We start from the raw sequence: 13,663 nt of genomic DNA, 5'->3' as shown, positions 1-13,663 counted from the left end.
GCTTATTTATTGTCCTGCCAGTAAAGGCTGATTAGGTGTTGTACGCCATGCTGCACGATGCAGTGTAATTGTACCATTATGGATATTGGTACTAATCTCTACCCACCCATAGTGTACTTGTTGTGCTTTTACCAATTGAAAGGGCAAGTATTTTTTGCTTTGATTCAGCCAATTACCAAACCATTGTATTGTACCAGATTCGTGTTCATGTCTTTCCATCAAGGCAACTTCTGAAAACGCATACCATTCATGCCCTGTAAGAGTTGCACCAATCGACGTATTTTTTTGTAGTGCGGGTACTGTTTCGTCTGGACTTACCGGTAAGAGCGTTGTAATACTGCTGAGTACGAGGTATTTTCTTTTATCCGTTTTATTGATAAAATCGCCAACCAGCTCAGTGTAAAAGACCAGATCAAAGCGCTGATTGAGGTCCAGATCATAAGCAATAGGATCTGCGCCCCATTTCAATACGGTGTCTTTTAAATTGTGGTAAGATATATCAGTTGGCAAAGCCGGTATTTCTGGTGGTTTGTTTTCCTTTCTGCAAGACAACAATAATAGTGTACAGAGGCAGAGGAATAAATAGTAGCGCATATTTTTTGTGCAAACATGCTTGCTATTGATCGCATATACAACCGCATGAATATGTGAAAGGCCGCAATTGCGGCCTTTCAAGGGTATTAAGTATAATTGCTTATTGAGTAATAGCTGCATGGTTAAACCAGCCGTTCAAGATGTATTCTTTATGCGCACTACCTAGTGGAGCGTTGTATTTGATATTGATTAATCTACCACTGAATGTTTTGCTGTTGGCATCATAGCTTACTTCAATCGTACCAGATACTGCGAGGTCTCTGATAATGGTCTGTGCATCCATGGACTCAGCAAGACTGAAATGAATTTTAGCTGCGTCATCAGGTAAACGATATGTGCCTACTGCTGCGGATGGGTTCGCAGTCTGTTTGAAGATAATGGTGCTTTTAAGCTTGGGTACAATTGTAGTTGTTGGTATCAGACCCATATTTAACTCAATGCTGCCTTGTTTCACGCTATAGCGTGGCGTGGATACAGCAGTACCGGTGCTATTAATGGCTCTGTCAACAATTAGTGCACGGGTAACACCTGCATCATCATTTTTTGCGAGCCTTAGTTCAAAATCAGGCTCGGGGCTTTTTTGCGCATCTTTTTCGCAACTGGCTAACAACACTGCTCCAAATAGAATGGTGAATATTTTTTTCATAATCATTGTTTTATTGTTTACGCAAAAAAATATTGGTGCAGGCGTTTATGCAATCACATGAAAATGTGATTTAATGAATTAATTCAAACTGTTCTACATAGATGCCCAGCAATATGTGCCAGACCAGATAATGTCCCAGGCGAAGCAACAGGGAAGCCAGAAAGCCGGCTTTTTTATAGTACCAAGCTTGCAAGAAGTTCATGGCAAAGCCGCTGGAGAAAGCATAAACAATAAACCACCAATCACCATCAGGCCATTGTTCCAGTGGTTCTCTTAATGCGGTAAGTACAGCAACAAGCATAAAGAATTGTGCTTGCCATTTCTGTGGAACCCATTGCTTACCGATCAGTAGTAGCAGGGTGATGGGAATCATTCGATACCAAAGTTCTATTTCAAGTGCGCCGGAACAATACAGGAAAATACTGTAAGGAAAGGGTTGCAGGAATGGAGGCAAGCTGGTGTATGGTTCCGGATGCATGATCGCTTTAATGATTAGCAAATCAGCCAAGCCAAAAGCAATACCAAAAATCAATACTTGCTTATAAACGGATAAAGTTGGTGCTTGATTGCTAATAATTGGGGGTAGTCCTGCTTTTGATTGAAGTGCGGTGAACGGAATCAGTGGTAATAGCCACAATATGTTCGACCAATTCCATAGTCTTAGTCCTGCTGCAGTGGAGGACAAAGTTTGTCCATAGTACACAGTGAGTGCAGGTATCAATAATAATAAACTAGCAAAGAGCAATGATTTCTTTTGATCTTCCAGCATGGTTGCAAGTTTATTGTAATCCGCGGTCGCCGGTAGAGACGGCATACCACTTAGGTAGTAAGTTTCTGAAAATCGCACCTACTGCAACACAAATGAGTATTACAATGGTAGGCACAACCAGAAAGTTAAACAGTCTGTGATAGGCAAAAGATTGGGTAAACTGTGTACTCATCCGCATCAGGTAATTTACCAACGGATTGTGTAGTGCGTAAATGATGAAAGAGAAACCACTCATCCAAACCAGCCAGGGTTGTTGCTGAAACCAGCGCACCCAATTATCCAGTCCATACCAAACTGCTATCAGCCCCGTTAACACAGATGTCTTATGCAGTACTGACAGTATCCAAAAACTACTTTCGGACATGCCAGACAATTTGAAGGCTATGACGCTTTTGGCGATGGTGCTTCCTATAAACACCACCCAAACCGCAGGCGGGTAAATCCATTTGGGTTTTACTTCTACCCAGTTGTGTTTCTTTTGCAGCCAAATGCCAAGGCTGAAAAAGAACAGGCCTTCAGCTTCCAGAAAATAGACATTCGCGGTAACCAACCAAAAAAAGCCGATGATCAAAAACCAGATCAATGCACCTTTTCGTGTTACCCATTTCAGGAAAGGATATAGGGCATTATAGATCAGCAGTACACGGATAAACCAGAGTTGGAATGCAATGGGTGCTAGTGTCCATCTTTCCAATAACTGCTTCCAGTTCATCTCCCAGTAAGGACTGTTATTGCCCAACTGGTCTAATTGTGCTTGTTGCACAAACTGCATAGTAAATGGGAAGTATTGCCATATTAAGGTAATGAGCATACCCACTGCACTCCAGATTAAATAAGGCAGTCCTAATGTTCTAAGACGTTTACCCATTCGTTGTTTCCAGGGTGTATGATCATGCATGGCAAACAGGTATCCGGAAATGACAAACAGCATGGGAATTCGAAACCGAAACAAGCCATTTGCAAGAAAATACTCGGTAAATGTGGTTAGGCGAAGTGGTTCTTCAACAATTGTAAAGGGTTGTAGATAGGTGTTTTGCAAATTATACCCATGTACAAAAACCAATAAGAGCATGCTGAGAAAAGCATAGAACCTGAATTTTGTTCCTGTGAATGTTTGCATGCCGTTAGTTTATACAAAGTAAACCAGATTCATTTACGCGGGCAATCACACAATCATGTGGTTAAGCCTTTTGTGTAAAATATTGTGTATTTTACTAGAAACATTGCATCATGAGAAAATCGTTCCTGTTCCTGCTCCTATGCATCTGCACATTGATTGCACAAGCCCAATACAGCTATCGTGCTAGTGTTGGAAATGTTGAAGCAGAACAGAATGCTTTTAGAAAATTTGTCTTGGAGTCTTCAATTCAGGCAGATATAAAACCAGCTTTGTTGCGGTTTTCCCGCTTAACTGTTGACAGTTTGCAACAAGTATTGGAAAAGGACAACAGTTTATCTGATGCAAGTAAAGCGGTTGCATCTCAAAGCATGGCTTTGTTTCTCAAGCGTATTCGTGCAGATCTGAAAGCCAAGCGCTATGAAGTTTTTCTTGTGCCTGATGCGATGAAAAAGTTTCCACTTATTTGGCATAATCTGCTGCATGATGGTGATTGGCAGCAATTTTTTACCAGTTTTGGTATTCCTAAGACAGAGGTGATGCTTTTGGCATTCAGTGATTTTCCGCAGTATCCTAAGATCAAGGATATTGCAATGCTCAAAAAACTACAACGTGATCCGGATAAAATTGCCAGCTATGCCATTGAACACCGGCAGTTTCCATACATAGATACGCTGGCATTTATGGTGGCAGATGAAAACCCGGAGATTATTGTACACTTGTTTGAACAGTCATCAAAAAAAGAAGCACAGCAATATCTATTGCAGCACAAGCATCCGTTGGTGAGAATGGTTGCAGAGCTCTCACAACTGCCGAATAAGAAAAACTATCTGCCGTTTGCTTATAAGCTATTGCGTGGAGAAATCACTCGAGAGAAGATTGATGCATTGCGTCAGACACCTTCTGCTTATTTTGCCGCACTAGTAGACGAGGTTTTGTATTTGCGTAACGAAGTGGTGGCCGGAAGGAAAATTTATTATGCCGGTGCGCTTCGGTATTATGTTCGTAAGTATGCTGTAGACTTCTATGTAAGTCAGATGAATCAACTGCATGAGCAGACTGACAAGAATCGTTTTTTTAGTTTGGAGGGTTTACGACCTGAAGATTTGTATTTCATTATTGTTGGTGGCGATGCTGCTTTTTACACTTCCAGTTATTTGTTTACGTACAATAAGCTGATGTCATTTTATCAGAAGAAAAATGCGCATGAGCTTTTCAATCGTGTTAACAATACCGTATTCAGAAAATTTATTCAAACAACTGTTTATTACAACAACTTCACCTCATTACTAAACAATATGCCGGCTGACACTGCGAAAGTGTTGTTGAAGCGCTTTGTTACAGGTATTGAAAGCAGTACTGATTATAAACTCAGCGAGGCAATGGATGTTGCAGAAGCCATACCAGGCATCATGAATAATGCTGCTCTGGCCGATGATCTGGATGGGTTATTGAAAACCAATAAAGCTTACTGCAGAAGAACAAATAATTACTACGGCACCTATGTATATGGTCTATTACAACAAATCTATACTACTGTAGCTGATGATAAAGCGGGAAGAAATGCGCCAATGTTGTCGCCATATCTTCATCTAACCAGAAAGGAGGTGGAACAAAAGAATCAACAGGTAGTGCAACAAGTATTTTTTTATGGCGATGAAGATGGAAAATCTTCCTTCGATAATTTCATGAGTGGCTTCAGAGATACCAAGCAGTGGAAGCAAGAACAAAATGGGCTGTGGGTAACATTGAAATCATTAACAGGATCTCCTGTAATCATTTATGCCAATCTGCCTTTGAACAACGATGATGGCAAAGATCTTCAGGCCATTGATTCACTAGGAAGGTTCTTAGATCAACAAGGTGTGCAACCACATATTTTGATTCATCGTGGACATAGTTATCATGTGGAACACACTATTGACAGAATTACTAGTGCAACCAGACTTGCGATACTTGGTTCATGTGGCGGTCATAAAAACCTGAGTGAGGTGATCTATCGTAGTCCTGACGCGCAGGTAATCGCTACAAAACAAATTGGATCTAAATTGGTGAATGAGCCACTGCTACGCATGTTCAATGATGCCATGCTTTTTGGAACAGGGGTGCATTGGAAGCCATTCTGGCAAAACCTGGGTAATAGATTAGCCAAGGATCCTAAAGCAGCAGGATATTTTAAAGATTATATACCACCTTATCAAAACATGGGTATCATTCTACTTCGCTTGCATAAGCTGGACGAAACATCATAAAAAAAAACCGGAATGGCAAAAGCCGCTCCGGGGTTCATTCAGCCTGCTGCAGCTGAATACAAACAAAAAAAGACAATATGCAAAGCAGTAAGACTACTGCCTATATACAGCTGCTAAAGTATTGGCTGATTGCCCCGCTTCTTTCCAAAGAATCTGCAATTAGTGATAAGGAATCGGCAAAAAAATACCCCTACGCGTTGGTAGGGGTTAATTTTTTGCGCAGGCGTCCCTGCGGGATTCATGGATTTGGATTGGATATGCTTTTCAGCAGTATTGGATTCAATACTATATACGCCAATTCCGTGCCAATAGATTTTTATTTTTTAAAAAGCTGATAATCAGGGTGTTTCAAAATTCGTTCATGTAAATTTATTCCCGTAATGGGAACGATTTTCCCGTTTTGCTAAGAATGGCCCTCTACATACTGCTTGAAATTATTCAAAATTGCCTGCCAACCCTGCTTTTGCAACTCGGGTGGGTTCATGGTTTCGGTTTCGAAAAGTTCAACCAATCTTGTCTGGGTTTCATTGGCTTCAGCCACCAGTAAAACATGTACCAGCCTGCCGTCATCTAAACGATAGCGTAAGCGGTCGTTGGGAATTACCACCTCGTACACGCCACCAAGATCAAAACCCATACTACCGTCTCTGGCTTCCATGCGGTAGGTAAATCTACCGCCTGGTATAAGCTCATTTGTAGCGCGGGGTGTATGCCAATCAGGAGATGCCGCATTCCACTGTACAATATGTTCGGGCTTTGTAAACTTCTCCCATACGGTCTCAACGTTTGCGTTAATAGTTACTTCAACAGAAATCAGTGTTGTCATTGGGGGTTGTTGCTAAAGTGAATTAAATCGAAGTGATTGAATAAGGCATCCACTGCTAACAAAAACTGATCTGGTTCTTGACCAGATAAATTTGATTGTACTGCTACCCGCATAAAATGGCTCAGGCTGTTGTGGGTGAACGCCATATTGGTTGTTTAGGTTACTTAAAAATAGCTTTATCTATCCGGAATGCCGAAAATTTTATGTTAGTGGTTAGCTAGCGCTTTCAGTTGCACTTTGAGCAGCATTAGTCATCATAGGAAATAGTAAGTTGTTCTCTAGGTGCACGTGTTCAAACATACGTGATTCAAAAGTCTGTAACTCTTGCAGACTGATGCGAAAAGTGGTACAAGCATCTGGTGGAATGGTAAAGCCATTGGTAAGCGCATGAATACGATGAAGATAGTCGCCCGCTACATCGTGTTCTGCTTCCATTACAGCGATAGGGTGTGTGATCACTTCAGCCAGCTCAGCTGTATCCATATGGCTTTCTTCCAGCACCGCCATTTTTCTGATCAGTGGAAACAAAACATTTTCTTCTTTCTGCATGTGCGCCAATAGCTCAGATAATAATGCATCAAACAACAAAGCTGTTTCGCGCATATAAGGAAAGCGACCACCATGCTTCATCGCTACTTTTTCTAGATGGCCCAATATTACTGGCCCCTGCTCCTTGATATAATAATGGTGATTCGTGAGAATATAACTGATGAGTTCCTGCGCAGACATTTCGTGAAAAGGCATCTGACCATTTTGCAACGGCTGATCAATCACTTTTGCCAAAGCTGCTAATACGGGCATTGTATCTAATTGCTTTTTGGCACAGGCTTCTTCGATGGTTCTTTTTCCGCCGCAGCAAAAATCAAGATGGAAAGACTCAAATACAGATGCTGTTTGATAATACCTGCTCACAACAGATCCAATGGTAGAGTGTGCTGAAATATCCATAATAGTGTTTTCAGCAAAGCTCAATCGACAATTTTTTTCTTACTATGATGCTGCGCATATTCTGTTGATGAGTGCATCATTATTGTTTAGGTCGTGCATCATTAGTTTGAAGAAACTTCCATGCTTTTTATGCGCGCAATCGTTTCATGTAGCAGTGCCATCGCGAATCAGGTAAGCGCAACCCCTCACTTTCCAACTGATATGTTTGCATTGCGCTGTTAAACTAATTGTTATTGAAAATCAACCGATTATGTCTTGTTTCGTCATCATATCCCTTCAAAACCAAGAAAAATGCTTGACAACTGGTTTAGCAAAAAATACTAAAAAAATTAGTGTTGATAAGTAAAATACCCTAACTTCACACCCGTATTAATTTTGTTCCGGTTGCACTGCAACTGCCCAAAACACCCATAAAAACTGAATAAAATGAGTAATGCAGAAAAATTAAAGGCCCTGAAACTGACGATTGACAAGATTGACAAAGATTTTGGTAAGGGTAGTGTGATGATGATGAGTGATAAGGCCGAACAAGCCATGGAAGTTGTATCCACCGGTTCTATCGGATTAGACACTGCGCTTGGTGTAGGCGGCTTTCCTAAGGGAAGAATCATTGAGATCTATGGTCCTGAATCTTCTGGTAAAACAACTATTGCTATTCATGCAATTGCAGAAGCACAGAAAAAAGGTGGTATGTGTGCCATCATTGATGCGGAACATGCTTTTGATAGTGCATATGCGCAGAAATTAGGTGTGGATGTAGATAATCTGCTGATCTCTCAACCTGATTATGGTGAGCAGGCTTTGGAAATTGCTGATCGTTTGATTCTTTCCGGTGCATTGGATGTGGTGGTGATTGACTCAGTAGCTGCATTGGTGCCGAAGGGAGAACTGGAAGGTGAAATGGGTGATAGCAAAATGGGTTTGCAAGCCCGATTGATGAGCCAGGCCCTGCGTAAGCTGACTGCAACAATTAATAAGACCAATACAATTTGCATTTTCATCAACCAGTTGCGTGAGAAAATTGGTGTAATGTTTGGTAACCCTGAAACCACCACAGGTGGTAATGCGCTGAAGTTCTATGCTTCTGTGCGTTTGGATATCAGAAGAATGAGTCAGATTAAAGATGGCGATACAGCTGTAGGTAACCGTGTAAAAGTGAAAGTGGTGAAAAACAAAGTAGCACCTCCTTTCCGTGCTGCAGAATTTGATATCGTTTTCGGCGAAGGTATCAGCAAGGTTGGTGAAATCATTGATATGGGTGTTGAACTGAGTATCATTCAAAAGAGTGGTAGTTGGTTCAGTTATGAAGGCAATAAATTAGGTCAGGGCCGCGAAGCAGTGAAGCAATTATTGCTTGATAATCCGGAATTGTCTGGTGAAATTGAAGGCAAGATCCGCGCAGCGGTAAGCACACAAACTGCACCAGCCGTTGCCGCAGAAGAATAAAGTTTTGATGGGTTAGTAATACAGCCATGCCGTTCCCGGCGTGGCTTTTTTGTTGCTATCGCATCCCCCTTAAACTAGGGATATTCAACGTAGACAAGGGTTTCAAAGCTCAAAATATCCTTAAAAAGAAACTAGAATTCGTTGCCAGCATGCCATCCTGTACTACCTTAACGGCACAATTTTGGTTACTATATTTTTGCAATCACTTATTTCGGGACGTATGATGAAGCATATTGTGTTTGTTTGGATGTTTTGTGTGGCGTTGTCTGATGCAATGGCCCAGCCCCCTTCTGGTCCGGGTACCAGAACAGGATTGGAGTATGATATCCGTCCATTTAAAAAGAATGGTCTTTTCCGTGAAGACGATAAAGTGGGCTATGATGTTCGTTTAAAAAACTCTACCTATACTAAGCAGCGCGGTTCCATGCATGTTGATGTGTTTGATGCAAAGGGCGCATCAGTGTTCAATCAAACAGTTAGTTTTTTTACTGATTCAAGAAAAACATTTGCAACAGACCTGAATCTGGATTATGCCAAGCTTACAGCAGGATTTTATGATGTCAATATTATAGTAAGCACCAATAATGCAGCAGATACATTGCGTTATGTATTTGGTTTAGATCCGGACAAAATCTTTACAGATATCAATAAGCCGGAAGACTTTGAAGAATTTTGGTCTGAAGCCAGAAGAGAGATGCTGAGAAAAGAGCCTCGCTTCCGCGTTATCAGTCGTGGTAACTCCAGTACCAAATATGTGAATGTATATCAGGTAGAGTTTCAATCTGTAGATGATGTGGTAGTACGTGGCTGGTTAACCATTCCAAAAGGTGGTGGCAAGTTTCCGGTGATTTATCAATTACCTGATTACTACGAAGACCAGCGCCCGGATTCTAACAGAAGTGATGTAGCGGTATTCCGCTTGAATGTTCGCGGACATGGCAATAGCGCAGACAAAGTCTATTCAGATTATAATACACTCAACACACTGAATCTCTACGACAGAGATAAATATATCTACAAAGGCATTTATATGGATTGCCTGCGCGGTCTTGATTTTATCTATAAATATGCCAATCAACTGAATCTGGATGCAGATCGTGTTGTGGTATATGGTGAAGGGCAGGGCGGTACGCTGGCAGGTATTACCTGCGCTTTGGATCAAAGACCAAAATGCTGTATCATGGTAAGACCAGTTTATGGTGATCTGCGTGGTTTGTTCGAAATGAATCAGGATAACCCTGTATTGCCTTGGCCGGTTTCTGCATTCAATGATTATATCAACAGCGGCGAAGGTGGAATCAATAAGCAGCGCTTCTATGAGAACTGGGATTTCTTTGATCCCGTAAACTTCATGAGCAATATTAAGTGTAAGGTGCTGTTTGCACTGCCCTTGATCAACAGCTCTGCACCACCCCAGACAGCATTCTCTATTTACAACCAGTTGAAAGGAGATGTAAAGGAGATGTATGTATGTTCCGGAAATACCATGGACTATGTGTATTACGCTTACCAGAATCTTTGGATCAAAAAAGTGCTGAGACTTCCTTAATTTGTTAGGAGATTGTTATCGCAGTAGTTATTTGCTGCATTAGCATGAAATTTGCTTAAAACTGCTGCAATCTCTCTCATGGCTACAGGTAAACAGGTATTTCAGGCACACAACCCCACGCGCTGGCAGCGTTTCAAATGGGGTTCTCGTATTTTGGTACTGATTCTCCTGATTATTACTGTAGCGATTGTAATTGCATTACGCACACTATTCCAGCCAGACCTCCCAGTTGAAACAAGGGTTACTAAAAAAATATTATCAGAAGATTTACCTGTTTACAAGGAAAGTGAACTGATTGAAAAATATCGAGGCTTTAGAAAATTTATTGATGCCAAATACCTGAATAAAGACAGTGCTAAGCAAAATGCTGTTGTTAATAGCAATAGCGCTTTGTTTCCAGATAGTTTAGGTATCAGGGCGGCATTCTATGTAGCATGGGATGCACAGTCATTTTTCTCTCTTCGCAGAAATATTGATAAGCTGAATCTGGTGATACCAGAATGGTTTTTCTTCGATCCTGTTGCAGATACATTGGTAGTGCGCATGGACAGAAGAGGCAAGGAAATCATTGGTAATTCAAAGGTGAAGGTGATGCCCATGCTCACGAATAATGTGAATGGCGTATTCAGGGGCGATATTTTGCATCGGGTACTACATGATTCAGTCAAGAAAGAAAAACTGATTAGCGCGCTTATCAGAGAAGTCAGAAAAAATAAATTCATTGGTGTCAATATAGATTTTGAAGAGCTATTGGAAGAAGACAATATGATTCTGGTCAACTTTCAGAAAGAACTCTATGCCCGCATGAAAATGCAGGGACTCATGGTTACACAGGATGTAGCACCGTTCAATGAAGACTATAACCACAAAGAGTTATACAAGTATAATGACTATCTCATCCTAATGGCTTACGATCAGCATGCTGATCATTCCAAGCCCGGCCCGGTGAGTAGTCAGAAATGGATTGAAGCGGCTGTTGATTATATCGCCAAAGACATCCCATCTGAGAAAATCATTCTTGCAATGGCTTCTTATGGGTATGATTGGGGCGCAAATGGCAAAACAGAAACGGTTACCTATCAGCAGGCGCTGACCTTAGCAAGAGAAAGTCAGGCCAAGGTTACTTATGATAACCATACTTATAATCTGTATTACACATATAATGATGAGAACAACCAAACGCATCAGGTACATTTTACTGATGCTGCTACAAATTTCAATACCCTGCGTTTTGCAACGGAATATGGCTTAGCGGGTACAGCTATCTGGCGTATGGGTAGTGAGGACAGTAGGGTTTGGGATTTTTATAATCGTTCTGTTCACAGAGCTGCTTTAAAGAACTTTGATTTTAATGCTTTAACAGTAGTAGAAAGCTCGGATGATGTTGATTATATCGGCGAAGGAGAAATTCTGGAAGTCTTATCGAAGCCAACCAAAGGGCATATCGTTCATGAAATTGATAGCAATGAATTATTGATTAGTGAGCAGCGATATGAAGTATTGCCATCCATGTTTGTTGTGCGTAAATGGGGTAAGACAGAAGCTAAGAAACTGGTGTTGACATTTGATGACGGACCAGACCCTAAGTACACCAAGCAGATTCTAGATACGCTAGCCAAATACAAAGTGCCTGCAGTGTTCTTTGTGGTAGGTTTGGAAGCAGAGAATAATATTCCCCTCGTTAAGCGTATCTATCGTGAAGGGCATGAGATCGGCAACCATACATTCACACACACCAATATGGCAACAGCGAGTAGAAACAGAGCCATATTGGAAATGGATCTTACACAATTGCTGATTGAATGTATTACAGGCAGAAGCACGACCATGTTTCGTGCACCATACAATGCGGATAGTCAGCCAGAGACCATGGAAGAATTGTTGCCGGTAGCCATCAGTAAAGAGCGTGGCTATATTACGGTGAATGAAAATATTGATCCGCTTGATTGGGAAAAAGAAGAGAACCCAAGCTTGAATGGAGATTCTATTTTCAATCGGGTTGTACGCCATGTGGATATGGGTAATGTGATTTTACTACATGATGCCGGCGGCGATCGATCAGCAACAGTTGAAGCAACGGGAAAAATCATTCGTCATTTTCAGGCACAGGGATACCAATTCACCACCATTGCAGACTTGTTGGGAAAGACAAGAGATGATATTATGCCGGAAGTGCCTAAGGGCAGAGGCTATGCTTTATTGCAGTTGAATCTTTACATTTTCACCATTGCATATTATGTTGGCCATTTTCTGTTTTCTTTATTCCTGCTTTTCTTAATACTTGGCACACTTCGAATAATTGCCTTAGCCTGGTTGGCTTTGAAGCAGCGCAAAAAAGAAAAGCAATTACTCAATCAGCAAACTGCATTGCCAGTGTATCCTAAGGTATCCATCATTGTTCCTGCCTATAACGAGGAAGTGAATATTGTGGCTACTATCATGAATCTGCTTCAGTGCGACTATCCAAACTTTGATGTGATTCTGGTGGATGATGGTAGTAAGGATAATACCCTGCTTCGGGTTAAAGAAGTATTTGCCAATTCAGATCAGGTTACAATCATTTCAAAAATCAATGGCGGTAAAGCTTCTGCTTTGAATGAAGGTATTCGTTGCAGTAATGCAGATTATCTGGTGTGTATTGATGCAGATACCAAATTAAAACCAGATGCAGTGCGCATGATGATGGAACATATGCTGCGCGATGCATCCATTGGTGCTGTAGCCGGTACCGTGAAAGTGGGTAATCAGGTAAACCTGATGACACGCTGGCAACATTTGGAGTATGTGACCAGCCAGAACTTCGATAGAAAAGCATTTGCGGTAATCAACGCTATCACTGTGGTTCCGGGTGCGATTGGTGCATTCAGAAGAACAGCTATAGAAGAAGCCGGTTTGTTTACAACAGATACTTTAGCAGAGGATTGTGATGTAACGATAAGAATATTGCGTTGTGGTTATATAGTAGCCAATGAAAGCAGGGCCATCGCTTATACTGAAGCACCGGAAACTGTTGCTCAGTTCATGAAGCAGCGTGTTAGATGGACTTTTGGTGTTTTGCAAACCATCTGGAAGCACAAGGATATTGCATTGGGTGGTAGTAATAAGGCATTGAGTTGGATTGCCATACCTGATATCATCATATTCAAGTACGTGATTCCGGCCTTTACACCATTGGCCGATGTGATTGCATTGCTGAGTCTCACCGCCGGTGTTTCTTCGTCGGATAATCAAATGCTGGATTATTACCTGCTCTTCCTTTTGGTGGATACCGGCATTGCAGCATTTGCCTTCTTATTGGAAGGAGAAAAACTCTATCAACTGATATTATTAATACCTCAACGCTTGATTTACAGGTGGTTAATGCTGGTAGTGCTTTTCCAATCCTTGCTCAGAGCGGTAAAAGGCGAGTTGCAACATTGGGGTGTTTTGAAGCGTACTGGCAACGTTAAAGACTTGCAAATCAATGTTTCAGAGTGATTTTTAAGGTTTTTATTATCCCGCTTGCTTGGCTGCCCC

Annotated in this window: 11 protein-coding genes; 5 read left to right on the top strand and 6 right to left on the bottom strand. The window is 41.4% G+C overall.

Features of this window, described 5'->3' with window-relative positions; all coding sequences use genetic code 11:
• Positions 1-6: 6 nt before the first annotated feature.
• The 4 genes from J0L83_10275 to J0L83_10260 all read right to left on the bottom strand — a co-directional run bounded on the left by J0L83_10275 (position 7) and on the right by J0L83_10260 (position 3,129).
• Positions 7-594: a hypothetical protein gene (locus J0L83_10275; GenBank protein MBN8664953.1), complete on the bottom strand. Its 588-nt coding sequence runs from the start codon at positions 592-594 to the stop codon at positions 7-9.
• Between the two features lie 100 nt (positions 595-694).
• Complete coding sequence (locus J0L83_10270) at positions 695-1,240, bottom strand: hypothetical protein (GenBank protein ID MBN8664952.1); 546 nt, start codon at positions 1,238-1,240, stop codon at positions 695-697.
• Positions 1,241-1,310: 70 nt separating this feature from the next.
• Positions 1,311-2,009, bottom strand: coding sequence for a hypothetical protein (locus tag J0L83_10265; GenBank protein MBN8664951.1), 699 nt, complete (start codon positions 2,007-2,009; stop codon positions 1,311-1,313).
• 10 nt (positions 2,010-2,019) lie between these two features.
• A complete protein-coding gene (locus J0L83_10260) occupies positions 2,020-3,129 on the bottom strand; it encodes an acyltransferase (protein MBN8664950.1) in 1,110 nt (369 codons plus the stop codon).
• Between the two features lie 110 nt (positions 3,130-3,239).
• Here J0L83_10260 and J0L83_10255 point away from each other — a divergent pair, with 110 nt between their 5' ends.
• Both J0L83_10255 and J0L83_10250 read left to right on the top strand, forming a co-directional pair.
• Complete coding sequence (locus tag J0L83_10255) at positions 3,240-5,378, top strand: hypothetical protein (GenBank protein ID MBN8664949.1); 2,139 nt, start codon at positions 3,240-3,242, stop codon at positions 5,376-5,378.
• 77 nt (positions 5,379-5,455) lie between these two features.
• On the top strand, positions 5,456-5,713 hold the full coding sequence (locus J0L83_10250) for a hypothetical protein (GenBank protein ID MBN8664948.1): 258 nt from the start codon (positions 5,456-5,458) through the stop codon (positions 5,711-5,713).
• 68 nt (positions 5,714-5,781) lie between these two features.
• Here the strand turns inward: J0L83_10250 and J0L83_10245 are convergent, their stop codons facing one another.
• Positions 5,782-6,204 (bottom strand): SRPBCC family protein, encoded by a 423-nt coding sequence (locus J0L83_10245; GenBank protein MBN8664947.1) that lies wholly within the window; start codon positions 6,202-6,204, stop codon positions 5,782-5,784.
• A 213-nt stretch (positions 6,205-6,417) separates the two neighbouring features.
• Positions 6,418-7,152: an iron-sulfur cluster repair di-iron protein gene (gene ric / locus J0L83_10240; protein MBN8664946.1), complete on the bottom strand. Its 735-nt coding sequence runs from the start codon at positions 7,150-7,152 to the stop codon at positions 6,418-6,420.
• Positions 7,153-7,578: 426 nt separating this feature from the next.
• On the opposite strand from ric, the gene recA reads away from it, so the two are divergent.
• The 3 genes from recA to J0L83_10225 all read left to right on the top strand — a co-directional run bounded on the left by recA (position 7,579) and on the right by J0L83_10225 (position 13,624).
• On the top strand, positions 7,579-8,598 hold the full coding sequence (gene recA / locus J0L83_10235; protein MBN8664945.1) for a recombinase RecA: 1,020 nt from the start codon (positions 7,579-7,581) through the stop codon (positions 8,596-8,598).
• A 220-nt stretch (positions 8,599-8,818) separates the two neighbouring features.
• Positions 8,819-10,147 carry an acetylxylan esterase gene (locus J0L83_10230; protein MBN8664944.1) on the top strand — a complete coding sequence of 443 codons (1,329 nt, stop codon included), beginning with the start codon at positions 8,819-8,821 and terminating at the stop codon, positions 10,145-10,147.
• A gap of 78 nt (positions 10,148-10,225) precedes the next feature.
• Positions 10,226-13,624, top strand: a complete 3,399-nt coding sequence (locus J0L83_10225; GenBank protein ID MBN8664943.1) for a glycosyltransferase — start codon at positions 10,226-10,228, stop codon at positions 13,622-13,624.
• The last annotated feature ends 39 nt before the right edge of the window (positions 13,625-13,663 follow it).

Source organism: Chitinophagales bacterium, from assembly GCA_017303835.1.
Lineage (GTDB): Bacteria > Bacteroidota > Bacteroidia > Chitinophagales > Chitinophagaceae > JAFLBI01.
Note: the sequence above shows the minus strand (reverse complement) of the source record. Positions and strands in the feature narration are given on the sequence as shown.